Raw genomic sequence first — 22534 nt, 5'->3', positions numbered from 1 at the left:
AATCTGGAATTTTCTGATTTTTCGACCATCATCTTATACTCAATTTTTCTAACAAATCTCCAGTATGGAACCAGACTTCCCAGCTACTCCGTTTACCGAAGCTCTCCTTAAAGAGAATGAAGAGCTTCGGACCGAGAATGCGCTTTTACGGGAACGTTGCAGCGAACTGGAAGAAAGGGTTAATAAAAACAGTCAAAACAGTAGTAAGCCACCATCGTCAGATGGTTATCAAAAGCCCAGTAAAAAAGGGAGTGATAAAGGTGATACATCTTCCAAAGAAGCCCCCTGCTCCTCACAGGAAACACCGAACCCCAAAAGCCTTAGACCATCTTCAGGCAATAAACCAGGTGGCCAGAAAGGTCATCAAGGCTCTTGTTTGAGACGTGTCGCCTTACCCGATTATGTCAGGCATCTGAAGGTTGAAAAATGTTGCTGTTGCCAGTCTTCGCTTATCGATATTAAACCCACCAAATACATTGAGCGACAGGTTTTTGATCCAGGTAGACCCGGAGAATTTGAAGTTACCGCGTACTGGGCAGACGTTAAAGTATGTCCTTGTGGTAAACGGAACACCGCTGAGTTTCCCCAAGGAGTGAAAGCCGCTGCTCAATACGGAGAAGTGACTCAGGCAATGGCTGTTCATTTAAACCAGTATCACTTCATCCCATATCACCGGGTGTCTGAGTATTTCAATACTATTTATTGCATGAGTGTCAGCGCAGGCTCTGTTGCCAATTTTGTTGCCTATACCCATGAGAACCTGGCCTCTACTGAGCAGAGTATCCGCGATGCTTTACAAGAAAGTCCGGTTGCAGGAGCGGATGAAACTGGCATGCGGGTTGACGGTTCACTGTGGTGGTTACACATTATGCGAGATGACCAATGGACGCTTTACTACCTCTCAGAAAGGCGAGGTTGTGAAGCAATGGATGCAATGGGCATCCTGCTGACTTTTGCAGGCATTCTGGTTCACGATCATTGGAAGTCCTACTTTGCCTATGCGGCAGTGCATGTGCTTTGTAATGCCCATCATCTGAGAGAGCTTCAGGGAGTTGTCGATAGGGATGCGAATAAGCTGGCTCTGCGGCTGATGAAATTGCTTACGCTCTCCTGGCACTTCTGCAAGAAATACAAAGCAGCCGGTCTGACTCAAATGCCTGGTGCAATACAGCTTCGCATTGAGACGATATACGACCAAATCCTTCAAAGGGCTCTCACGAAGGAAACCGCTTATATGGAAAAACAACGACAGGTGCTTGGACGTAAGAAGGTCAGGAATACCAAGGCCTACAACCTGTTCAAAAGGCTTATTGAGTTTAAGGTTGAAACGTTGCGCTTCATGTCGGACTTTTCAATTCCCTTCGATAACAATGGCAGTGAACGTGATGCCAGGATGGCCAAACTTAAGCAGAAGATCTCAGGCTGCTTCAGAAGCGAAGACGGAGGTACCATGTTTACCCGAATCCGAAGCTATTTATCATCTGCTAAAAAGCAGGGGTTGAACATATTTCAGGCGCTTCTTAAAGCGGTTCGAAATTACAACAATACGCCTTTGCTGGGTGCTGAATAGTTACTCTTTCTCTAAAGCAACGATCAGTCAATGGTTTTCTGATGGTAAGCGTGGAACTAGACCAACATTGAGTACTTTTCTGAATTTTTGTGTTGCTGTTCAGGTTAGTCCGGCAGACTTGCTGTTTCACCATGAGCGGATTAACCCAGCTGCGCAACTGGCAGAACTTGATGGACGGCAATCTTATGATAATGCTGACCAGCGTGATTGGGTTGAACGTCAGCTAACGAATATTGTTAAAAATCACAATGAGATTATTTCGGTTAACCAGATAGCGGAACAGCTTAAGGTTGGAGTGAGCTATCTCCGTTATCATTTTCCAGAAAAATCTGCCGAACTGGTTGCGAAGAATAATAAGCTTCGGGCGAAGAAGCGGGACGCTCGTAATAAAAGTAAAGTCTTGCTAGTTGAGGGCGCTTGTCAGTATTTACTGGATGGTGGCGTATTTCCCTCTCATAACTTTGTGAGAGCCGCTTTGAAAAATCAGCTGAAAAATTTTGGTTTTGGAGAGTTTACTAAAATATGGCGAGAGGTCACTGACAAGCTATAAGTCTTGAGCGTTTTTTCCCTTCTGAATTTCCTAAGATAAATCCCCTTTGGTGAATCTGGCTATTGCGTGATGTGCAGCCAGATTATTCACCACCTGATCAATCTTAAAAATCACATTTTTTGGGTTGTTGTTATTGCAAAATTTTTTTGCCGAAAGATGTCCGGAAGTTTTTCCTTAGAACTGTCCGCTTCTTGAAGTGAAATGAACATTTATGTTCAAAAAGCTGTCCGCTTTTATGAAAAGAGAATATAAAAAAATGGGAGTTTTTCGTAGAAGTTGTCCAAACGGACAAAATACGTGATCACGGACATGTAGGTTTAGAGCTTTTTAAATTGGTACCAGTGGTCGGACTCGAACCGACACGCCCGCAAAGGCAACGGATTTTGAATCCGTCATGTCTACCAATTCCATCACACTGGCATTTGATATGGCTGAGCTTATGTCATCTGTTCGCTGATTTCAAAGCTTTTTCTCATCGAGTGGGTCGTTGAGATTTGCTGGCGAAGTGGCGGTTGCTCAAGTGCGGCGAAGTATATCAAAGAGATTATTGAGATCAAGCAGTTATTGAGCGGCGAGAGCAAAAAAGTAAGGTAAGTCCGTAACGTTGCATGGGATAGCCCTCCTGACACCTTCCTCGTTTTGCAGTATCCTTCCGTGCTTTTTATTACGACTGGTTTCCCAGCGACTGGTTCCCTTGGTTTTTCTACGCTCTGTTCTATGAGAGGCGTGGACTGCTTATGGAAATGAAGACATTAACCACCGGATTGTCCATGCAAGTCAGTGATTTTGATTTTGATCTGCCCGATGAGCAGATTGCCCGGTTTCCTGCAGAAGACCGTACCGGGAGCCGCCTTCTGTGCCTTGATGGCAATAGCGGTGAGATTGAGCATCAACAGTTTTCTGATATAGAAAACCTTCTTGAGCCTGGTGATCTGCTGGTTCTGAACAATACCCGGGTGATTCCTGCCCGAATGTACGGGCAGAAAGAGACCGGCGGCAAAATTGAGGTGCTGATTGAGCGGGTGGTAGAAGATAACCTTGCCCTGGCTCAGGTACGTGCCAGCAAATCGCCAAAACCAGGCTCTGTGTTATTGCTGGCGGACGGTGCTGTGCGAGTTGTCGTTGAAGGGCGCCGGGATTTTCTGTTTATTCTCCGTTTTGAAACGTCAGTTTTACCACTGCTGCTTGAACACGGTCATATGCCGCTGCCCCCTTATATTGATCGTGAAGACGGTGACAGTGATCGGCTGCGTTACCAAACGGTGTTTGCAGCAAGGGACGGCGCAGTCGCTGCGCCAACCGCAGGGCTTCATTTTGATGAAGCATTGCTGGCGCGCCTTGAAGCAAAAGGCGTTCGAAAAGTGTTTGTGACACTGCATGTAGGGTCTGGAACTTATCAGCCGGTTCGGGTTGAAAAGATTGAAGACCATGTGATGCACGCAGAGTATATCGAAGTTTCTGAAGACGTCTGTCAGGCGGTACGGGAAACCCGTGCCAGAGGTAATCGTGTTGTTGCGGTTGGTACAACCTCGGTGCGAAGCCTTGAGTCGGCTTCTGCATCCGGTGAAATTGCACCGTTCCAGGGGGATTCCAGCATCTTTATTTATCCGGGCTATGAGTTTCGCAGTGTGGATTTGATGGTGACCAATTTTCACCTTCCGCAATCCACCTTATTAATGCTGGTCAGTGCATTTGCCGGACGGGAAAACGTTTTGGGTGCTTATAAAGAAGCAGTTGAACAAAAGTACCGTTTCTTTAGCTACGGCGATGCCATGTTACTGACCCGAAAGGCTGGCTAACAGGATATTTTCAGAGTTTGATGCACTGTTGAGTTTAAAGACGGTGTGTCTTTGTGGTTTAAGAGAAAGAGCTAAACAGAATTCATGACAAGAGAATGCTTTATGAAGTTTGAGCAGCTGGCTACCGATGGCAAAGCCCGTCGTGGTCGGTTGACATTCCCCCGTGGAACGGTTGAAACCCCTTGTTTCATGCCAGTGGGTACCTATGGCACTGTAAAAGGCATGTTGCCACGGGATATTGAAGAGATTGGTGCTGAAATTATCCTGGGTAATACCTTTCACCTGATGCTTCGTCCGGGCACCGAGATTATTCAGAAACATGGGGATCTGCACGACTTTAACCAGTGGCACGGTCCGATTCTGACGGATTCCGGCGGCTTTCAGGTGTTCAGTCTGGGCAAGCTGCGCAAAATTACGGAAGAGGGCGTTTCTTTCCAGTCTCCGGTTGATGGTTCCAGAGTGTTCCTGAACCCTGAGATTTCCATGCAGGTTCAGCGTGAGCTGGGTTCAGACATCGTGATGATCTTTGACGAGTGCACGCCGGGGGATGCGACTGAGGAGCAGGCGCGTACTTCTATGGAGCTCTCTCTGCGTTGGGCGGCCCGCTCCAAGGCAGCCCATGGTGAAAGCCCCTCTGCACTGTTTGGTATTATCCAGGGCGGGATGTTTGAAGAGCTTCGTGACGTTTCTCTTGCTGGTCTGACTGAGATTGGTTTTGATGGGTATGCCATTGGAGGCCTTTCTGTGGGTGAAAGCAAAGAGGATATGATGCGTATTCTCTCCCACATCACTCATAAGATTCCTGAGACCCACCCACGTTACCTGATGGGTGTTGGCAAGCCAGAGGATATCGTGGAGGCGGTTCGTAGAGGCGTTGATATGTTCGACTGCGTTATGCCAACACGAAACGCCCGTAATGGCCACCTGTTTGTGGACGAGGGTGTTATCAAGATCCGTAACTCCGCTCACAAGATGGATGAGCGTCCGCTTGAAGAACACTGTGATTGCTATACTTGCCAGAATTTCAGTCGCTCATACCTTCATCATCTGGATAAGTGTGGTGAGATTCTGGGTTCCATGCTGAATACCATTCATAACCTGCGTTATTACCAGCGGGTGATGGCAGGCCTGAGGGGCGCTATCGAAGAAGGTAAGCTGGAAGAATTTGTCGAAGAGTTCTATCGCAAGCGTGGACAGGATGTTCCTGACTGGGGTTGATCCTTTTTCAGGATCTATTGGGTGATTATCGGTCCTGCCAGGGTTGATATTTTCTGGATAGTCCCAATAAACAGTCTGTTTATGTAAATCCGGATAAACATCCCTTAGATGTCAGATCCCATGGGTTGACGCTTTTGCTTTCTTTCGGTGAAAGGGTGGGTTCTGGCACCGCTTTTGCCTTCTTTCGGTGAAAGGGTGGGTTCCGGACTGGTTGTTTTTCAGGTAAATTGCTGCGTCAACAGTAATAATACGATTAGGAGTATTGGAATGATTCCTTTCATCAGTCAGGCACACGCTGCTGCAGAAGGTGGTGCGGCTGCTGCAGCAGCTGGACCGGGTATGATCGGTCAGCTGGTGATGCTGGGTGGTTTTGTGCTGATCTTCTGGCTGCTGATCTGGCGTCCCCAGAGCAAGCGTGCCAAAGAGCACAAGAACCTGGTTGCTGGTCTTACCAAGGGTGATGAAGTAGTCACTACCGGTGGTATTCTCGGCAAAGTAAGCAATGTAACGGATGAGTTTGTAACCCTGCAGGTTGCCGATAATATGGAGCTGAACTTCCAGAAGGGCTCTGTTGCCGCAACCTTGCCGAAAGGTACGATTAAAGCTATTAAATAAGCTTTGAAAAAAGCAGCCTCTTTCAGGCTGCTTTTTTTCACCAAATGGACTGTGCCAAACGTCGTATAACAATGCCTCTATGGCGCTTCACTATTAAATCAGGAACCGGTGAGCCATGCTCAATCGCTATCCATTGTGGAAGTACCTGCTGATTCTGGTCATCGTAGGTCTCGGGTTTCTTTATGCCCTTCCCAATCTTTATCCCGCAGACCCCGCAGTACAGGTGACTGGTGCCAGTTCGTCCAGAGTGATGGATGAGCGAGTTCAGCAGCGTGCTGAAAAGGCGTTGGCAGCTGCCAATGTTGATGTTAAGTCTGTTGAGCTTGACGACAAGGCATTGCTGATTCGTCTTAACCGTGCTGATCAGCAGCAGTTGTCAAAATCGCTGATCAAAGAAGTACTTGGTGATGATTATGTTGTTGCCATCAACCTGGCTCAGACTACGCCAGAATGGTTGACTTCTATTGGGGCATACCCAATGAAGCTCGGGCTTGATCTTTCCGGTGGTGTTCACTTCCTGCTGGAGGTCGATACGGCTAAAGCCCTTCAGCTGAAAATGGACATTGCTACCTCAGAAATCCGATCCTCCCTCCGTAAAGAAAAGCTTCGTTATCGTACGATGCCAGAGCGTGCTGATGGTGCGCGACAGATGGCATTTAATGATGCTTCGTCCCGCGATAAGGCCGCTCGCCTGATCAGCAAAGATTTTCCGGATCTGACGGTAGAAAACTCTGAAGTTAATGGTCGTTCTGTGCTTTCTTATCGTTACTCTGAAACGGCGATTAAAGAGATTGAAGATTATGCGGTGCGACAGAACCTGACAACGGTACGTAACCGTGTCAATGAACTGGGTGTTTCTGAGCCACTGGTTCAGCGTCAGGGACGTAACGGTATCGTGGTTGAACTGCCGGGTGTTCAGGATACGGCAGAAGCGAAGCGTATTCTGGGTAAAACCGCCAACCTGCAGTTCCGCCTTGAAGCACTGCCAAATGCCTCCAGAGCCAGTACAGAGTCGTTCAGTTTCAGGGATTCCCGTCGTCCTCCAGTGGATCTTGAGCGGGACATCATCATTACCGGTGATCAGGTTTCCAGCGCTCAGTCCAACTTTGATGCCCAGACCGGCCAGCCGCAGGTTAATATCAACCTGGACAGTCATGGCGGTACCGTAATGAACCGAGCCACGCGTAACAACGTAGGGCGTGCCATGGCGGTGATCTTCATTGAGCAGAAGCCTGTGACCAAGGTTGTCACCAAGACAGTAGATGGTAAGCAGATTAAGGAAACTATTCAGAGTTTCCAGCAGGAAGAAAGCATTATCAGTCTGGCAACCATTCAGAGTGCATTGGGTAACCAGTTCCGTATTACCGGTCTGAACTCAACGGCAGAGGCCTCTGAGCTGGCGCTGCTGTTGAGAGCGGGTTCCCTTGCAGCTCCGATGTATTTCGCAGAAGAAAGAACGGTGGGTCCAAGCCTTGGTGCAGAGAATATCCAGATGGGTGTTCATTCTACCGTTATCGGTCTGTTTCTACTTCTGATCTTCATGGTTGTTGTTTATCGGGTGTTTGGTTTGCTGGCGAATATTGCCCTGGCCATGAATCTTGTGCTGTTGATGGCGGTGATGAGCTTGTTTGGCGCCACACTCACGATGCCGGGTATTGCCGGTATTGTGTTGACGCTGGGTATGGCGGTGGACGCCAATGTTCTGATTTTCTCTCGTATTCGGGAAGAGATTCGCAATGGGCGGCCGATTCAGCGAGCAATTCATGACGGTTTCGATCGGGCGTTTGTGTCCATCTTCGATGGTAATATCACAACCCTGCTCGTGGGTATCATTCTGTTTGCGGTGGGAACCGGCCCAATAAAAGGCTTTGCCGTAACCCTGTGTATCGGTATTCTGACGTCCATGTTCACAGCCATTGTTCTGACGCGTGCTCTGGTTAACCTGACCCACGGTGGTCGTAACCTGAAGAAACTGTATATTTGAGGTGGCAGTGATGAATGATTTGAAAATCATAAATTTCATGCGGCTGCGCTCCTTCGCTTCGGTGCTGTCGCTGTTGTTAATGCTGGGTTCATTCGGGGCTCTTGCGGTTAAAGGGATAAACTGGGGGCTGGATTTTACCGGTGGTACGCTGATTGAGCTGGTTTATGACCAACCGGTGAAAACGTCTGATATTCGTGATCAGCTGGCAACGGCTGGTTATGAGAATATTGTTGTTCAGGAGTTTGGTTCGGCTGAGGATATTCTGGTTCGTATCCCTGGGGATGACCCGAAAATGGGGGCGGCGGTTGCCAGTCTTCTGGATCAGAACTATGACGGAAATGTTGAAGCCGTCCGGGTTGAGTTTGTCGGACCTCAGGTGGGTGAGAGGCTGAGGGAGCAAGGTGGTCTTGGTATGCTGTTCGCCATGCTGCTGATCACTCTGTACATTGCTTTCCGCTTCCAGTTCAAGTTCTCTGTTGGTGCTATTCTGTCGCTGGCTCACGATGTGATTTTTACTCTGGGGCTGTTTGCCCTGTTAGGATTGCAGTTTGACCTGACGGTGATGGCAGCGCTGCTTGCGGTGATAGGTTACTCCCTGAACGATACGATCATTGTTTATGACCGTATCCGTGAGAACTTCCGCAAGCTGAGAAAAGGTGATGCAGAGGAAATTATCAATGTTTCATTGACCCAGACCCTGGGTCGTACATTGGCAACTTCCGGTACCACCTTGATGGTGTTGCTGGCGTTGTTCCTTTTTGGTGGTGATATGATTCACAACTTTGCCCTGGCATTGATTGTGGGCGTGGGTGTGGGTACCTATTCCTCCATTTATATCGCTTCGAATATGCTGATCTATATGAGAATCAGCAGGGAAGATCTGATCGTTCCAGTGAAGGAAAATGAAGATCTCGACCAGATGCCATAACGGGCGAGCTTCAGAGGTTAAAAAAAACCGGCGTTTTCGCCGGTTTTTTTATGAGTAGTTGTTGGGGGGATGTGTGTTTTTCTCATTACGTCGTATGCAGAGAGTGCCGGTAGCGTTGTGTCGGGTTCTGTTTTTATCTCTGCTTGTTATTGTTCTGGTAATGTCGTTAATTCCGGGTGAGGCTGATCCTTCCGGTTTTATGAATGATAAGGTCAAGCACGCGCTGGTGTTTTTTGTGCTGGCGTTTGTCATGGAGGTTTTGGCCTATCCATCGACGGTCTGGGGCTTTCGCAAGCCAGTGCTGTTAATGATGTTCGGCGTGTTGATTGAGGTGTTGCAGGGGCAGAGTGGGTATCGGGATTTTTCCCTGGGGGATATGCTGGCTGATGGGGTTGGTATTCTGATGTTTTATGTAGGTTGCCAATTGATCTGGCAATGTCAGAAAAGAAAAAGTGAGGCGTAAGTGCCTCACTTTTTATCTAATCAGTAACGGAACATGCCTTCGGTAACGAAAGGCCTGATTCGCTTCAGCATCTCTTTGAAACAGCCGCTGTTACCGGCAACGATCTGATTGTTCTTCATGTAGGTGTGACCACCTTTAAAGTCGCCAACCAGACCGCCGGCTTCCTGAATCATCAGAACGCCTGCGGCCATATCATAATCCTGCAGGCCGATTTCCCAGAACGCATCCAGGCGACCAGCGGCAACATAAGCCAGGTCCAGCGCTGCAGAGCCGGCGCGGCGAATGCCAGCGGTATCGCCCAGCAGGGTTCTCATCATGTTCAGGTAGCTGTCCAGATGGTTGATGCCCGGGTTCATGAATGGGATGCCGGTACCGATCAGGGCGCCTTCCAGGTTTCTGCGATTGCCTACGCGGATGCGCTTACTGTTCAGGGTGGCACCATGGCCACGGCTGGCGCAGTACTCTTCCTCTTTGAGGGGGTCAAGAATAACGGCGTGTTCAAGACGGCCACGGTATTGAACGGCAATGGATACCGCAAAATGCGGGATGCCATTGATGAAGTTGGTGGTGCCGTCAAGAGGGTCGATGATCCAGAGGTAATCTTTGCCTTCGCCTTTGCCTTCACGGTGTCCGCTTTCTTCACCGTAGAATCCATGGTCAGGGTAGGTTTTGCTCAGAGAAGCGATAATGGCTTTCTCAGCAGCCTTGTCTACCTCGGTTACAAAGTCGTTACGGCTTTTGAACTCGACATTGACGTGATCGAGATCTTTGTAGGCGCGGGCTATGATTTCGCCAGCCTGGCGCGCTGCACGCAGCGCCATATTAACCATCGGTTGCATAGGCTTAATTACATCTGAAATGTGAAAGATCGTATGGGGATGGAATTATACCGGATTCGCAGATCCGTTTGTATCCTGGCAGTGATGAGTAGGGGTATCGCTCAATCAGCTGCGCAGCCATCCAGCGTGTAAAAACGTTTGTCCAGTAGAGATGACAATATTTTTACGAAAAAGTGGGAGCGGATTCTGACAGGATGCGCTTTAACTTGCAATGGAGCATGTGCCTCCACTGGTCAGTAGTTTTACTATAAGCTTGGCATTGGCCGTAATTTGAGTACACTGACGGGCTGATACTACACAAAGCTAGAGATTCCTGCGGTGCTCGACAATATTTCCATTGTACTGGTTAATCCTTCCCATCCCGGTAACATCGGGGCTGCTGCCCGTGCTATGAAAACCATGGGGTTAAGCCAGTTATGTCTGGTCGCGCCTGATGACTTTCCATCCGGTACCGCAACAGCGCTGGCCTCTGGAGCTGACGATATCCTGAGAAATGCCAGGGTTTGTGAAACGTTGGATGAGGCTCTTGCGGATTGCCAGTTTGTGGTTGGTACCAGTGCGCGAGTGAGAGGGGTGTCTCTCCCGCTGGTGGATCCTCGAGACTGTGCCCAGAGTATCATTGATGAAGCAAAGACTCATAAAGTTGCGTTGATTTTTGGTCGGGAAGATAAAGGTCTGACCAATGAGCAATTGAGACGCTGCCATCTGCAGGTTCATATTCCAACCAATGAAGCGTTCAGTTCACTCAATCTTGGAGCTGCAGTACAGGTACTTTGTTACGAATTGCGGATGATGCAGTTGATCAGCGCTGAAGCGCTTGAGATGCCACAGCCTCGCAGTCATGAATTGGCAAATATGGATGATATGGAGCGTTACTATGATCATCTGTATCAGGTGCTGATGGAGATTGGTTTCCTTGATCACAGCAGTCACGAGAAGATCATGGCTAAGTTGAGACGGCTTTATGGCCGGGTACGTCCGGACCGTGTTGAGCTGAGCATTCTGCGGGGGATTCTGTCAGAGACTCAGCGATGTCTTGGTTCTGAAGAAAAAGAGTGAATACAGTAGCTGCTTGTTTTCAAAGCAGTGATGGAGGCTTCTGAATATCGTTGATTTGCTAATTATTGGTCAGAAGCTTTGACGATTGTGGGGCGGTAAGATTGGCGTTATCTTCCCACGATCCAGCAGGGAAAATAACAGACAGGCGCAGACCATGTTTGAGCGAATAAAAGAAGACATTAAAACGGTAATGGACCGTGATCCGGCGGCTCGTAATACGTTTGAGGTGGTTACGAATTACCCCGGGCTGCACGCGCTTTTACTGCACAGGGTTTCTCATAAACTCTGGAAGTCAGGGTTTCTGTGGTTGGGGCGTATGCTTTCAACATTCAACCGCTGGTTGACCGGCATTGAGATACATCCGGGAGCGACCATTGGGCGACGCTTTTTTATCGATCATGGTATGGGCGTTGTTATTGGTGAAACCGCCGTAATACACGATGATGTTACTCTTTATCACGGTGTGACACTGGGGGGGACTTCTCCTAATAAAGGTAAGGAGCATCCTGCGAATCAGGGTAAACGGCATCCTACACTGGCTAATGGCGTTGTTGTAGGTGCTGGAGCCAAAGTGCTTGGGCCATTTGTTGTGGGAGAGGGGGCCCGGGTTGGGTCAAATGCGGTGGTTGTGCGTGAAGTGCCCCCCGGCGCGACGGTTGTTGGGATTCCCGGCAGGATTGTGAAGAAGCCAGAGGTTGCTGGCAGCAATGGTGAGCGCCGTCATGCCAATGCAGAAAAAATTGCAGAAAAAATGGGCTTTGATGCTTATGCTGTCACGTCTGAAATGCCTGACCCAACGGCTCATGCCATTTCGGCCATGCTGGATCATCTCCATGAAGTGGATTCACGCTTTGAGACTTTGTGCCAGGTGTTAAAAGACAATGGCCTCGAGTGCAAGGTGCGACCACTGCCTGAATTGAAGAAAGAGGACTTTGCGCCGGTTAAGGATGACTCCAGAGAGGCTGTTTCCTGATTTGTTGTTAGCCTTCTTATCGGAGTGGTTCCTATAGCCCTTACTTATTATTCAGGGTTGTTGTTTCTCCAGGGCTAAGCTGGTCTGAATTCAATTGTCAGAGGTCGTTGAGTTGCCGTTGTGTGACTCGATGACCTGTGAATTTTTGATGTGCGTAAAGAGTATGCTTGGTTGTGGTAATTTCATAAAGCAAGCTCGATAAAGATGGTTGCATCTCCTGGTCACGCCATGTGCCTTGCTCAAGGGGGCTTTTGGTAGGCGCTTTTAGTTCGTTGATTAAACCTCTGGGGCTGGGCAAATTGTAATCGCTTTGAAAGTTGGCTCCTGTTTCTATAAAATGCCGAAAAATTATATGAAGCTGCTTTTTAAAATCTTTTTATATCCCCGCTTTATTTGACTATTCGCTTCTGTTTTATCTCTAATAGTTGACTATTTTGCTAAGGTATTTCATAATTTCATGCAGATACCTTGAGTCTGTGAAGATTCTGCTGCTGGGAGAGTCGCAGTTAAGAGTCATGGACTTAAAGTAATTAGGAACTGATACAAGAGTGATAACTCTGCCTGAATAGCAAGAGAGATGTTGTATGAGATTGACGACCAAAGGACGTTATGCGGTGACCGCCATGCTGGATCTGGCACTTCATGCCGATCAGGGGCCGGTTTCTCTCGCAGATATTTCGGATCGTCAAGGGATATCTCTCTCTTACCTGGAGCAGCTGTTCTCCAAACTCCGTCGTGGTGATCTGGTTTGCAGTGTGCGGGGGCCCGGGGGAGGGTACCGGCTCAGTCGTGGTGCTGACGCTATTTATGTTGCTCAGGTGATCGATGCGGTCAATGAGTCCGTAGACGCAACAAAGTGCAAGGGGGCAGGTGGTTGCCAGAAAGGCGTAACCTGTTTGACCCACCACTTGTGGCAGGACCTGAGTGAGCAGATTCATTCGTTTCTTGGAGGGATCAGCCTCGCTGATCTTGTTGCGCGCAGGGAAGTGCAAAATGTTGCTATTCGTCAGGATGAGCAGCAAGACAACAAAATTGCCGCAGACACCATTCTGTGAGGAATCTTTTTTAACGTTGTTAAAAAAGAGGAATGTGTAGGGGCATGATGATTTTAACCCTTTGCGAATCAAGGGCATTGAGCGTACTGACTGCCTGGAGATGTACCAGATGAAATTACCTATTTATCTCGATTATTCCGCAACAACACCGGTTGACCCGAGAGTGGCTGAGAAGATGATTCAGTGCCTCTCTCTTGAAGGTAATTTCGGTAACCCGGCTTCCCGCTCCCATGTTTTCGGCTGGCGTGCTGAAGAGGCGGTTGAAGATGCCCGTCGTCAAGTTGCAGATCTTATTCACGCTGACCCAAGAGAGATTGTCTGGACCTCCGGTGCTACCGAGTCCGACAACCTGGCCATCAAAGGTGTCGCCCATTTTTACAGTAAAAAGGGTAAGCACGTTATCACATCCCGTATTGAACATAAGGCTGTCTTGGACACTTGTCGGCAGTTGGAACGGGAGGGCTTTGAAGTCACTTACCTGGATCCTGACAGCGACGGTCTGATTACGCCTGAGATGGTTGAAAAGGCGATGCGGGATGACACCATTCTGGTTAGTTTGATGCACGTCAATAATGAAATTGGTGTGATCAACGATATTGAAGCGATCGGTGATCTGACCCGTTCGCGCAAGATTGTTTTCCATGTGGATGCAGCACAAAGTGCCGGCAAAATCCCGCTGAATATGGAAACCATGAAGGTTGACCTGCTGTCTATTTCTGCCCATAAGCTCTATGGCCCGAAAGGTATTGGTGTCCTTTATGTTCGCCGCAAGCCTCGTATTCGCCTGGAGTCCCAGATGCACGGTGGTGGTCATGAGCGGGGCATGCGCTCCGGTACTCTGGCAACTCACCAGATTGTTGGGATGGGTGAGGCCTGTCGTATCGCTGCGGCGGAGATGGATTCCGAAAGAACACGTCTGACTGGGCTGAAGGAGAGGGTGCTTTCCCAGCTTTCCGATCTGGAAGAAGTTCATGTTAATGGTTCTCTTGAGCAGAGAGTTCCGGGGATTCTGAATATCAGCTTTGCCTTTGTTGAAGGGGAGTCTCTGATGATGTCCCTGAAAGACCTTGCCATCTCTTCTGGCTCGGCATGTACCTCCGCCAGTCTTGAGCCTTCTTATGTGCTGAGGGCCTTGGGTTTGAGCGATGAGCTGGCCCATAGTTCCCTGAGAATCAGTCTGGGTCGATTTACTACAGAAGCTGAAGTGGATCATGCTGTTTCTGAGATTCGCGAAGCGGTTGCAAAACTCAGAGAACTGTCCCCTCTGTGGGATATGTACAAAGACGGTGTTGATTTAAGCCAGGTTGAGTGGGTTGCGCATTAACGCTCAGGGTTAACAGAATTTAGGGGTAGGCACTGAGGTGAGCTGCCCCGGAGGAGAGGAAAATGGCATACAGCGAAAAGGTTATCGATCACTACGAGAATCCGCGCAACGTAGGCAAGCTTGACCAGGATTCTCAAAGTGTGGGCACTGGCATGGTCGGTGCTCCAGCGTGTGGAGACGTCATGCGTCTTCAGATTCAGGTTAACGATGAAGGCGTCATTGAAGATGCCCGCTTCAAAACCTATGGGTGTGGCTCTGCCATTGCTTCCAGTTCCCTGGCAACAGAATGGATGAAGGGTAAGACGCTGGATGAAGCGGCAACCATCAAGAATACTGATATTGCGGAAGAGCTTGCGCTGCCACCTGTAAAAATTCACTGTTCAGTTCTGGCTGAAGATGCTATCAAGGCGGCAATTGACGACTATCGAGCCAAGCAGAAGCATGATGACGCAGCTCCAGCTGCCTGATGCTGTCTCTGGTAGTGTATTGAAGCCCTGTAGTTAAGTATTAAGTAGTGCAGGATTGTAGCCGGTGGAATCGGTTGATTTCCCGGAAGTGGATGGAGTATTAAATGGCAATTACCGTAACCGAAGCGGCTGCCCGTCATATCAGGGGGCAGCTTACCCGAAGAGGCAAGGGGCTCGGCATCAGGCTGGGTGTACGTACTTCGGGATGCTCTGGTATGGCCTATGTCCTTGAATTTGTGGATGTAGTTGATGAAGGTGATCAGGTTTTTGAAGATCACGAAGTCAAAGTGTTTGTTGACCCAAAGAGTCTGGTTTATCTGGATGGCACAGAGCTGGACTTTGTAAAGGAAGGGCTCAATGAAGGCTTGCAGTTTAACAATCCGAATGCTGCCAGTGAGTGTGGTTGCGGTGAAAGCTTTAATGTTGATGCTGGCTGACGGTGCTTCTGAAGCACTCCGGCTTCATGAATACTGTTAAAGAGGTCAGCTGATACTGCTGATTTGCCTTGCGGCCCGGCTGGTTCACACTGGTCGGGCCTTATTCATTTAAGGAGCACACATTTTTATGTTGAATGCTCCAGTATGTCATTTCTGACTTGGGATTTGATTGCGTTGTGGTTGATTTAACCAAAAACTATTTTGAGCTTTTTGAGTTGCCTGTTTCCTGTCAGGTTGATCAGCGGCGGCTGTCCAGTCAGTACCGGGCGTTACAGCGGGCAGTGCATCCTGATCGATTTGCTGGAGATGATGATCGTCAGCAGCGCCTCTCTATTCAATATGCTTCCCATGTTAATGAGGCCTTTAATACGCTGAAACAGCCGTTGAGCAGGGCAATCTATTTGCTGAAACTGTCTGGCCGCGATGTTGATATGGAGCGCAACACCATCATGGATCCAGTGTTTCTGATGGAACAGATGGAGTTGCGTGAGTCTGTTGCTGATATCAAGTCCAGCAAAAACCCTGAACAGGAAGTGGAGCAACTGGCTGGTCAGGTGGATGCGGATATTCATCGATACCTTCAGAAGTTTGAAGGTTTCTGGGTGTCTGGAACAGAACAGGATCTTGATCAGGCAGAAACGGTTGTAAGAAAGATGCAGTTCATGGTAAAGCTGGCGGCTGAATTGGAACAGCTGGAATCCGAGTTGTTGGACGACTAATCAGGAAGAGAAGAGGCAGATATGGCGTTACTGCAGATTTCCGAGCCGGGACAGGCTCCGGAACCTCATCAATACAAGCGTGCTGTAGGCATTGACCTGGGCACCACCAACTCCCTGGTCGCTTCTGTTCGATCAGGTGCTGCTGAGACGCTTCCTGATATCGATGGAAATCATACCTTACCTTCCGTTGTTCACTATGGAGAGGGGAGGGTTGATGTCGGCAATACCGCTAAAGCCAGTGCTCTGGTTGACCCGGAAAATACCATTATCTCTGTCAAGCGAATGATGGGTCGTGGGCTCGAGGATGTGGATGCCCTTGGCGGTGTATTGCCCTACCAGTTTGTCACCGATGCTTCGGGAAACAGTGAAGGCATGCCGTTCATCAAAACCCGGCGGGGTGATGTCAGTCCGGTGGAGGTGTCTGCTGAGATTCTCCGTTCTCTGGTTGGTCGTGCAGAAGAGACATTGGGTGGCGATCTGGATGGTGCAGTGATTACTGTGCCAGCGTATTTTGATGACGCCCAGAGGCAGGCAACAAAAGATGCTGCCAGGCTTGCAGGGTTGAAAGTCTATCGTCTGTTGAATGAGCCCACTGCGGCTGCCGTTGCTTATGGCCTGGATCAGGGGGGCGAAGGTATTATCGCTGTTTACGATCTTGGCGGCGGAACGTTTGATATCTCGATTTTGCGTCTGGAAAAAGGCGTTTTTGAAGTGATGGCTACCGGTGGTGATACTGCCCTGGGTGGTGATGACTTTGATCGGATGGTGGCGCGCTGGATGCTTCGTGAGGCGGGGGTTGATGAGTCTTCCATTAACTCACTGCAGCTTCGGGAGGCGATGGTTGAGGCTTGTCGGGCTAAGGAAGCCTTGACCACCGGGACTGAAGTTGAAGTCAACTTTGGGGAGTGGCGTGGGACGCTTTCCCGTGAGCAGTTTAACGAACTGGTGGATCCTTTGGTTGATCGTACCATCCGTGCGTTCAAACGGTCCCTTCGGGATGCGGGGCTGAAAGCCAATGAGATTGATGAAGTGGTTATGGTGGGTGGCTCTACCCGCGTACCCAGGGTTCGTGAGAGGGTTGAGGCGTTTTCCGGCAGGCAGCCGTTGACATCGATTGACCCTGATAGGGTGGTGGCTGTGGGTGCGGCTCTCCAGGCGAATGTTCTGGCTGGCAATAAATCAGCAGAAGATATGCTCCTGTTGGATGTTATTCCGCTCTCTCTGGGGCTGGAAACCATGGGGGGCCTGATGGAAAAGGTAATCCATCGAAATACCACCATTCCTGTCAGTCGAGCCCAGGAATTTACAACCTACAAGGATGGCCAGACAGCAATGGCCATTCATGTCTTCCAGGGTGAGCGAGAACTGATTCGCGATAACCGTTCTCTTGCACGGTTTGAGTTGCGTGGGATTCCCGCTATGCCTGCAGGCGGTGCGAAAATCCGTGTGACCTTTCAGGTGGATGCTGATGGTCTGCTCAGTGTTGCTGCGGAGGAGCTGTCAACTGGGGTTAAGAGCAGTATCCAAGTGAAGCCTTCCTATGGTCTCAGTGATTCAGATATTTCCCGAATGCTGAAAGATTCCTTTGAGCATGCTGGTGATGATCGTGATGCAAGGGCGTTGCTGGAGCAGCAGGTTGAGGCAGATCGTGTAATTGAGGCACTGGTGGTTGCACTGGACAAGGATGGTCAGACACTGCTGAGCAAAGATGAATATGCTTCATTGCTGGCAGATCTTGAGTCGCTGAAACAGTGTCGTGACATCGGTGATGCCAAGGCCATTGCCAGCGAAATTGAACGTATTGGTAAGTCCAGTGAAGAATTTGCTGCCCGTCGAATGAATCAGGGTATTCGTCAGGCTCTTTCCGGACAGAAGTTAGATGATTTGGAGGAGTTCTGATTATGACTCGTATCGTTTTTCTACCCCACGATGAGCTGTGTCCGGAAGGTGCGGTAATTGAAGCAGAGCCAGGCGTTACGGTGTGTGACGCAGCATTGCAGCATGGTATTGAGATCGAACATGCCTGTGAAAAGTCCTGTGCCTGTACCACCTGTCATGTCATTGTCAGAGAAGGCTTTGACAGCATGGAGGAGCCGGATGAGCTCGAAGAGGATATGCTGGACAAGGCCTGGGGGCTTGAGCCTGAGTCCCGGCTGAGCTGTCAGGCTGTTGTGGGTAATGAGGAGTTGGTGGTGGAGATTCCTAAATACACCATTAACCAGGTTTCTGAGCGTCGTTGATTTCTGTTTCTGGTCTGCCCGGGGTATTTAGTGCTTGGTTCCGGGCAAGATCTATCAATGATCATGGGGTGGGGAAATGAGTTTAAAGTGGTCGGATGTTTATGATATCGCCATTGAGCTTTATGAGGCATATCCGGATGTGGATCCCAAGTATGTCAATTTTGTTGATCTGAGAAGCTGGATTCTGGCGCTGGACAGTTTTGAGGATGATCCTGAACGCTGTGGCGAAAAGGTTCTTGAGGCCATTCAGATGGCGTGGATCGAAGAATCTGAAGACTGAGCTTGAGAGATCTTCCAAGGGCTGTAATTTTTTGCTTTTCGCTTGATGTAATTGGGAATGTTTATCCTTTCCTGTTTGCTCTCCTATACTATGAAAATGCCTCATTAGAGGCATTTTTTTTATACTCTTGATATATGAGCCTTTGGGGCTGGACGTTGACGGTTTTTGCTTTTTTAAGTCGATTTTTTCTCTTGAGAGCTGTTTTCTTGTAAACAAAAATGCTGATGAAATGAGTCTTGTTTGCTAAAACCTGGCGAGAGTTTAAATGCTATTTTTGTTACCTTGAGGCATAAGGGACTGACACTATCGACTCTATTGTATACAATGCTGCCAGAACTCCAGCTATGGACAGTTGAGAGAGTCGTACGTTTTTAATAAGTAATAACAATCCCGCAAGGGCACGAAAATGACAATCTGGAGATCGTAATGGCGGTAGAGCGCACTTTATCCATTATAAAACCTGATGCAGTAGCCAAGAGTGTCATCGGTAAAATCCTTGCTCGTTTTGAGCAGTCAGGGTTGAATGTTGTGGCGACCAAGATGCTTCATCTCTCTGATGAGCAGGCTGGGGGCTTTTATGCTGAACACAAAGAGCGTCCGTTCTATAAGGACCTGGTTGCTTTTATGACTTCAGGACCTGTCGTCGTATCAGTTCTTGAAGGTGAGAATGCGGTAGCCCTGAATCGTGAATTGATGGGGGCTACTAATCCGAAAGAGGCCGCAGAAGGCACGATTCGGGCTGATTTTGCAGAAACCATCGATGAAAATGCGGTTCATGGATCTGACTCAGTAGCATCTGCTGAGCGTGAAGTGGCCTACTTCTTCGAAGATTCGGAGATTTGCCCCAGAACGCGTTAACTGAATTTGGCCATTGAGCAAGTTGATAGTGTGCAGTGGCCTGACAGTGTTCGGGGTGAGCGTGAAAAAATAAGCCATCAGAGGGGAGGCCTTCTGATGGCTTTGAGGTATTAATAAGATGTCAGAATTGATCGAGCCATCTATCGATCAGGCCAGTGAACTGGCTGGTGAACAGACAAAAGTAAATTTGCTGGGGCTTTCTCGAAAAAAAATGGAAGCCTTCTTTCTCACCATTGGTGAGAAAAAATTCCGTGCTGAGCAGGTATTGAAGTGGATTCACCATCATCGTGTTGATGACTTTGATGATATGACGAACATCAGTAAGTCACTTCGTGAGCGGCTTAAAGCCAATGCTGAAATTCGTGGTCCTGAGGTGGTCAGCAGTCATTTTTCTGAGGATGGAACCTGCAAGTGGGTTGTACGCGTTGCCAGTGGCAGCTGTGTTGAAACGGTATTCATCCCGGATAATGGGCGCGGAACCCTGTGCGTCTCCTCCCAGGCAGGTTGTTCCCTGGATTGCAGTTTCTGCTCTACGGGTAAGCAGGGGTTTAACTCTGACCTGACAGTGGCTGAAATCATTGGGCAGGTGTGGGTAGCAGCGCGTCATTTTGGTAATGTACCGGCAAAGATGGATCGATCCATTACCAATGTGGTCATGATGGGTATGGGCGAACCATTGATGAACTTCGATAATGTCGTTGATGCCATGGATCTGATGATGGATGACCTGGGTTATGGGCTGTCAAAACGACGGGTAACCCTGAGTACATCGGGCGTCGTTCCTGCGCTGAGAAAGTTAAGCGAGGTGTCTAATGTTTCATTGGCTGTGTCACTGCATGCACCAAATAATGAACTGAGAAATCAACTGGTTCCGATCAACCGGAAGTACCCACTGGATCAGCTGCTTGACGCGATCCATCATTACATGAACAGTTTGACGGACAGCAAACGGGTCGTTACGATCGAGTATACGCTGCTTGCTGGTGTTAATGATCAGCCTGAACATGCGCAGCAACTGATTGCTTTGCTGAACGATGTGCCCTGCAAGATAAACCTTATTCCTTTCAATCCGTTTCCTCATTCAGGATATGAAAGACCCAGCAATAATGCAGTGAGACGCTTTCAGGAAAGTTTGCAGCTGGCTGGCTTTAATGTCACCGTAAGAAAGACAAGAGGCGATGATATTGATGCTGCCTGCGGTCAGTTGGTCGGTAATGTGATGGATAAAACCCGTCGCAGCGAACGCTACATAGCAGCAAGGCAGATCTAGGTGTTAGTTGGGCTTGAGGCGAGACTATACAGTTACGTAAGTGGGTACGGTCATTTGTTGTAACATCGCATTAAGTCAAAAGTACCGGTTTTATTTGAAGTTTTTTTACGTGGGGATGAGCATGGGGGTCAGAATGAAGCCCATTGCACTACTGTTTTCTGTATCACTGGTACTGACCGGCTGTGTCACCACTGACAGCCGGCCTGTCGATGAAAACAGAGCTGTAGTGGACTATATGAACCTTGCCAAAGGGTATCTTCAGGAAGGGTATTCTGAAAGGGCGGTCAAGCCACTTGAGAGAGCACTGGAGATAGAGCCTGACTCAGCCAGTGTTCACGGCATGCTGGGAATGGCTTATCAGCGTCAGGGCGAAGACCTTCTCGCTGAGAAAGCATTCAAAAGAGCACTTTCCATTGATTCTGGGGCATCCGATATTCGTAACAACTTTGGTGCTTTTCTTTTCTCAAAAAACAGAATTAATGAAGCTTATCGCCAGTTTGAACTAGCATCACAGGATGTCTCCTATTCCCAACGTAGTCGTACATTTGAAAATATGGGTATAGCGGCCTTGCGACTGGGCAAACCGGCACTGGCAGCTGAGCATTTTACCCGGGCACTGAGGTTGAACAACAATCTGCCAAAAGCCAATCTTGAGCTTGCCACTATCTACAGAGACGAAGGCAATCTCTATAAGGCATGGCAGCATTATCAGGCTTTTGATGAAGTGGCAGAGCAAAGTGCACGCAGCTTATTATTGGGCATTGGTTTGGCTACAGCCAATGGTGCCCACGGTAAAGCAGCCAGTTATGCACTGCGATTGGAACGACTTTATCCAGGCTCTATGGAGCTGAAGCAATATCGGAGTCAATTGGGGTATGAGTGATCAAGATACTCAACAGGAAGAATCCATTCAGCCTGCTTCTCCAGGTAGTGTGCTTGCCGAAGCCCGGAACAAACAGGGGCTATCAATAGTTGAGGTGGCAGAGAGCCTGAAAATTACCGAAAGCTATGTGAAAGCGATTGAAGAAAGTGCTTTTGATGTACTGCCCCAGTCTGCGTTTGTTCGTGGTTATATCCGTAATTACGCCAGGCTGGTTGGGCTTAGTGGAGAGGACCTGGTCAAAGATTTTGATCTCTACATTGGCAATGACGGTGTTGATACTCCAAGGCTACAGGGCTCAAAAAAAGTTAAGCCGCTGCGTGCTCATAGTGCACCTTCTCCGGTTCATGCGCTGGCTTTGTTACTGGTCGTGTCGTTAGGGGGGCTGAGCTACTATCTCTGGAATCATCGACTTGATGTTGAGCCAAATGCTGCGATTACCAGTATTGAAGAGCGCCCTGTTGAGTTTGACTCCTCTCTTCAGACCTCTGATATGGCGGATTCCGAGGTTTTTAGAGAAGAGACGTTGGGAGTGACTGAGGATCTATCCTCTACTCCGGCTCATTCAGGCGTTGAAGAGCAACCTTTGCAAAACGCTGTTGAGGAAGTTGAAGAGCCAGAGTTTCCACCAATCGCTGTTGAGAGTGCCGAGGTGGTGGATGTTACTGCTGAGGATGAGTTAACTAAGCCGGTGCTTGAGTCCGGTAAGCCTCTTGTTATTGATTTTTCAGAAGATTGCTGGGTGGAAATTAAGGATGGTTCAGGGAAAACCCTGGTTTCTTCTGTTCAGATAGCCGGTACCTCAATTAACTTGGATGTTATTCCTCCGGTCAGTGTTCGATTTGGCAATACACCCGGAGTGGAAAATATACTTTTTGACGGCAAGCCTGTGGCCAGACCGAATTCAAGTACCCGAGTTGCCAGTGTCTTATTGACAGGTAATAGTCAGGGGTGATTCTGCTCCACTAGACTCAGGCCTTTCTGATCAATCAACCGAAAACTGCTA

At 48.7% G+C, this 22534-nt stretch carries 23 protein-coding genes and 1 tRNA gene; 22 read left to right on the top strand and 2 right to left on the bottom strand.

The features are described from left to right. The first annotated feature begins 64 nt into the window (after positions 1 to 64). Both tnpC and ACOCLE_RS09325 read left to right on the top strand, forming a co-directional pair. The gene (gene tnpC, locus ACOCLE_RS09330) at positions 65 to 1570 is read left to right on the top strand and encodes an IS66 family transposase (protein ID WP_419532963.1); all 1506 of its coding nucleotides are present in this window, start codon (positions 65 to 67) and stop codon (positions 1568 to 1570) included. Then, a complete protein-coding gene (locus tag ACOCLE_RS09325) occupies positions 1560 to 2120 on the top strand; it encodes a hypothetical protein (protein ID WP_419536474.1) in 561 nt (186 codons plus the stop codon). The genes tnpC and ACOCLE_RS09325 overlap by 11 nt, the downstream gene beginning before the upstream one ends. A 333-nt stretch (positions 2121 to 2453) precedes the next feature. Here the strand turns inward: ACOCLE_RS09325 and ACOCLE_RS09320 are convergent. Then, a tRNA-Leu gene (locus ACOCLE_RS09320) sits at positions 2454 to 2540 on the bottom strand. A gap of 350 nt (positions 2541 to 2890) precedes the next feature. On the opposite strand from ACOCLE_RS09320, the gene queA reads away from it, so the two are divergent. The 6 genes from queA to ACOCLE_RS09290 all read left to right on the top strand — a co-directional run bounded on the left by queA (position 2891) and on the right by ACOCLE_RS09290 (position 9127). Further along, positions 2891 to 3919 (top strand): tRNA preQ1(34) S-adenosylmethionine ribosyltransferase-isomerase QueA, encoded by a 1029-nt coding sequence (gene queA, locus ACOCLE_RS09315; protein WP_419537187.1) that lies wholly within the window; start codon positions 2891 to 2893, stop codon positions 3917 to 3919. 84 nt (positions 3920 to 4003) lie between these two features. Continuing rightward, on the top strand, positions 4004 to 5137 hold the full coding sequence (gene tgt / locus ACOCLE_RS09310; protein ID WP_419536473.1) for a tRNA guanosine(34) transglycosylase Tgt: 1134 nt from the start codon (positions 4004 to 4006) through the stop codon (positions 5135 to 5137). Positions 5138 to 5404: 267 nt separating this feature from the next. Then, positions 5405 to 5752: a preprotein translocase subunit YajC gene (gene yajC / locus ACOCLE_RS09305; protein ID WP_419536472.1), complete on the top strand. Its 348-nt coding sequence runs from the start codon at positions 5405 to 5407 to the stop codon at positions 5750 to 5752. 115 nt (positions 5753 to 5867) lie between these two features. Continuing rightward, positions 5868 to 7736 carry a protein translocase subunit SecD gene (gene secD, locus ACOCLE_RS09300; RefSeq protein ID WP_419536471.1) on the top strand — a complete coding sequence of 623 codons (1869 nt, stop codon included), beginning with the start codon at positions 5868 to 5870 and terminating at the stop codon, positions 7734 to 7736. Between the two features lie 10 nt (positions 7737 to 7746). Continuing rightward, the gene (gene secF, locus ACOCLE_RS09295; protein ID WP_419536470.1) at positions 7747 to 8664 is read left to right on the top strand and encodes a protein translocase subunit SecF; all 918 of its coding nucleotides are present in this window, start codon (positions 7747 to 7749) and stop codon (positions 8662 to 8664) included. A 73-nt stretch (positions 8665 to 8737) separates the two neighbouring features. After that, complete coding sequence (locus tag ACOCLE_RS09290) at positions 8738 to 9127, top strand: hypothetical protein (protein WP_419536469.1); 390 nt, start codon at positions 8738 to 8740, stop codon at positions 9125 to 9127. A 20-nt stretch (positions 9128 to 9147) separates the two neighbouring features. On the opposite strand, the gene ACOCLE_RS09285 is transcribed toward ACOCLE_RS09290, so the two are convergent. Then, positions 9148 to 9948, bottom strand: a complete 801-nt coding sequence (locus ACOCLE_RS09285) for an inositol monophosphatase family protein (RefSeq protein ID WP_419536468.1) — start codon at positions 9946 to 9948, stop codon at positions 9148 to 9150. 336 nt (positions 9949 to 10284) lie between these two features. Between ACOCLE_RS09285 and trmJ the strand changes: the two genes are divergently transcribed. From trmJ to ACOCLE_RS09215, 14 genes are all read left to right on the top strand, one after another. Next, positions 10285 to 11025: a tRNA (cytosine(32)/uridine(32)-2'-O)-methyltransferase TrmJ gene (trmJ, locus tag ACOCLE_RS09280; RefSeq protein ID WP_419536467.1), complete on the top strand. Its 741-nt coding sequence runs from the start codon at positions 10285 to 10287 to the stop codon at positions 11023 to 11025. Positions 11026 to 11179: 154 nt separating this feature from the next. Continuing rightward, complete coding sequence (cysE, locus tag ACOCLE_RS09275; protein WP_419536466.1) at positions 11180 to 11998, top strand: serine O-acetyltransferase; 819 nt, start codon at positions 11180 to 11182, stop codon at positions 11996 to 11998. 584 nt (positions 11999 to 12582) lie between these two features. Beyond that, complete coding sequence (iscR, locus tag ACOCLE_RS09270; protein ID WP_419536465.1) at positions 12583 to 13053, top strand: Fe-S cluster assembly transcriptional regulator IscR; 471 nt, start codon at positions 12583 to 12585, stop codon at positions 13051 to 13053. Positions 13054 to 13162: 109 nt separating this feature from the next. After that, positions 13163 to 14377, top strand: a complete 1215-nt coding sequence (locus ACOCLE_RS09265) for an IscS subfamily cysteine desulfurase (protein ID WP_419536464.1) — start codon at positions 13163 to 13165, stop codon at positions 14375 to 14377. Positions 14378 to 14439: 62 nt separating this feature from the next. Then, the gene (gene iscU / locus ACOCLE_RS09260) at positions 14440 to 14844 is read left to right on the top strand and encodes a Fe-S cluster assembly scaffold IscU (protein WP_066016291.1); all 405 of its coding nucleotides are present in this window, start codon (positions 14440 to 14442) and stop codon (positions 14842 to 14844) included. A gap of 104 nt (positions 14845 to 14948) precedes the next feature. Continuing rightward, entirely contained in the window at positions 14949 to 15281 is a 333-nt protein-coding gene (gene iscA / locus ACOCLE_RS09255) for an iron-sulfur cluster assembly protein IscA (protein ID WP_066016292.1), read from the top strand. Positions 15282 to 15457: 176 nt separating this feature from the next. After that, on the top strand, positions 15458 to 16000 hold the full coding sequence (gene hscB / locus ACOCLE_RS09250) for a Fe-S protein assembly co-chaperone HscB (protein ID WP_419536463.1): 543 nt from the start codon (positions 15458 to 15460) through the stop codon (positions 15998 to 16000). 21 nt (positions 16001 to 16021) lie between these two features. Continuing rightward, on the top strand, positions 16022 to 17899 hold the full coding sequence (hscA, locus tag ACOCLE_RS09245) for a Fe-S protein assembly chaperone HscA (protein ID WP_419536462.1): 1878 nt from the start codon (positions 16022 to 16024) through the stop codon (positions 17897 to 17899). Between the two features lie 2 nt (positions 17900 to 17901). Then, positions 17902 to 18240, top strand: coding sequence for an ISC system 2Fe-2S type ferredoxin (gene fdx / locus ACOCLE_RS09240; RefSeq protein WP_419536461.1), 339 nt, complete (start codon positions 17902 to 17904; stop codon positions 18238 to 18240). A 76-nt stretch (positions 18241 to 18316) separates the two neighbouring features. Continuing rightward, entirely contained in the window at positions 18317 to 18520 is a 204-nt protein-coding gene (gene iscX / locus ACOCLE_RS09235) for a Fe-S cluster assembly protein IscX (RefSeq protein ID WP_419536460.1), read from the top strand. Between the two features lie 426 nt (positions 18521 to 18946). Continuing rightward, positions 18947 to 19378 carry a nucleoside-diphosphate kinase gene (gene ndk / locus ACOCLE_RS09230; RefSeq protein ID WP_419536459.1) on the top strand — a complete coding sequence of 144 codons (432 nt, stop codon included), beginning with the start codon at positions 18947 to 18949 and terminating at the stop codon, positions 19376 to 19378. 118 nt (positions 19379 to 19496) lie between these two features. Further along, positions 19497 to 20648 carry a 23S rRNA (adenine(2503)-C(2))-methyltransferase RlmN gene (gene rlmN, locus ACOCLE_RS09225; RefSeq protein WP_419536458.1) on the top strand — a complete coding sequence of 384 codons (1152 nt, stop codon included), beginning with the start codon at positions 19497 to 19499 and terminating at the stop codon, positions 20646 to 20648. A gap of 133 nt (positions 20649 to 20781) precedes the next feature. Next, positions 20782 to 21531 carry a type IV pilus biogenesis/stability protein PilW gene (gene pilW, locus ACOCLE_RS09220; RefSeq protein ID WP_419536457.1) on the top strand — a complete coding sequence of 250 codons (750 nt, stop codon included), beginning with the start codon at positions 20782 to 20784 and terminating at the stop codon, positions 21529 to 21531. Next, positions 21524 to 22483 (top strand): helix-turn-helix domain-containing protein, encoded by a 960-nt coding sequence (locus ACOCLE_RS09215; RefSeq protein WP_419536456.1) that lies wholly within the window; start codon positions 21524 to 21526, stop codon positions 22481 to 22483. The genes pilW and ACOCLE_RS09215 overlap by 8 nt, the downstream gene beginning before the upstream one ends. The last annotated feature ends 51 nt before the right edge of the window (positions 22484 to 22534 follow it).

Source organism: Endozoicomonas sp. (genome assembly GCF_965196975.1).
Classification (GTDB): domain Bacteria; phylum Pseudomonadota; class Gammaproteobacteria; order Pseudomonadales; family Endozoicomonadaceae; genus Endozoicomonas.
This window is presented reverse-complemented; position numbering and strand designations above follow the sequence as displayed.

What these genes read in the sequence shown, in the direction of transcription:
- ndk (WP_419536459.1), top strand. Translation starts at nt 18,947, where the DNA reads ATGGCGGTAGAGCGCACTTTATCCATTATAAAACCTGATGCAGTAGCC.
- secD (WP_419536471.1), top strand. Translation starts at nt 5,868, where the DNA reads ATGCTCAATCGCTATCCATTGTGGAAGTACCTGCTGATTCTGGTCATC.
- ACOCLE_RS09215 (WP_419536456.1), top strand. Translation starts at nt 21,524, where the DNA reads ATGAGTGATCAAGATACTCAACAGGAAGAATCCATTCAGCCTGCTTCT.
- iscA (WP_066016292.1), top strand. Translation starts at nt 14,949, where the DNA reads ATGGCAATTACCGTAACCGAAGCGGCTGCCCGTCATATCAGGGGGCAG.
- tnpC (WP_419532963.1), top strand. Translation starts at nt 65, where the DNA reads ATGGAACCAGACTTCCCAGCTACTCCGTTTACCGAAGCTCTCCTTAAA.
- fdx (WP_419536461.1), top strand. Translation starts at nt 17,902, where the DNA reads ATGACTCGTATCGTTTTTCTACCCCACGATGAGCTGTGTCCGGAAGGT.
- cysE (WP_419536466.1), top strand. Translation starts at nt 11,180, where the DNA reads ATGTTTGAGCGAATAAAAGAAGACATTAAAACGGTAATGGACCGTGAT.
- ACOCLE_RS09265 (WP_419536464.1), top strand. Translation starts at nt 13,163, where the DNA reads ATGAAATTACCTATTTATCTCGATTATTCCGCAACAACACCGGTTGAC.
- rlmN (WP_419536458.1), top strand. Translation starts at nt 19,497, where the DNA reads ATGTCAGAATTGATCGAGCCATCTATCGATCAGGCCAGTGAACTGGCT.
- yajC (WP_419536472.1), top strand. Translation starts at nt 5,405, where the DNA reads ATGATTCCTTTCATCAGTCAGGCACACGCTGCTGCAGAAGGTGGTGCG.
- secF (WP_419536470.1), top strand. Translation starts at nt 7,747, where the DNA reads ATGAATGATTTGAAAATCATAAATTTCATGCGGCTGCGCTCCTTCGCT.
- iscU (WP_066016291.1), top strand. Translation starts at nt 14,440, where the DNA reads ATGGCATACAGCGAAAAGGTTATCGATCACTACGAGAATCCGCGCAAC.
- queA (WP_419537187.1), top strand. Translation starts at nt 2,891, where the DNA reads ATGCAAGTCAGTGATTTTGATTTTGATCTGCCCGATGAGCAGATTGCC.
- iscX (WP_419536460.1), top strand. Translation starts at nt 18,317, where the DNA reads ATGAGTTTAAAGTGGTCGGATGTTTATGATATCGCCATTGAGCTTTAT.
- tgt (WP_419536473.1), top strand. Translation starts at nt 4,004, where the DNA reads ATGACAAGAGAATGCTTTATGAAGTTTGAGCAGCTGGCTACCGATGGC.
- iscR (WP_419536465.1), top strand. Translation starts at nt 12,583, where the DNA reads ATGAGATTGACGACCAAAGGACGTTATGCGGTGACCGCCATGCTGGAT.
- ACOCLE_RS09285 (WP_419536468.1), bottom strand. Translation starts at nt 9,948, where the DNA reads ATGGCGCTGCGTGCAGCGCGCCAGGCTGGCGAAATCATAGCCCGCGCC.
- pilW (WP_419536457.1), top strand. Translation starts at nt 20,782, where the DNA reads ATGAAGCCCATTGCACTACTGTTTTCTGTATCACTGGTACTGACCGGC.
- hscA (WP_419536462.1), top strand. Translation starts at nt 16,022, where the DNA reads ATGGCGTTACTGCAGATTTCCGAGCCGGGACAGGCTCCGGAACCTCAT.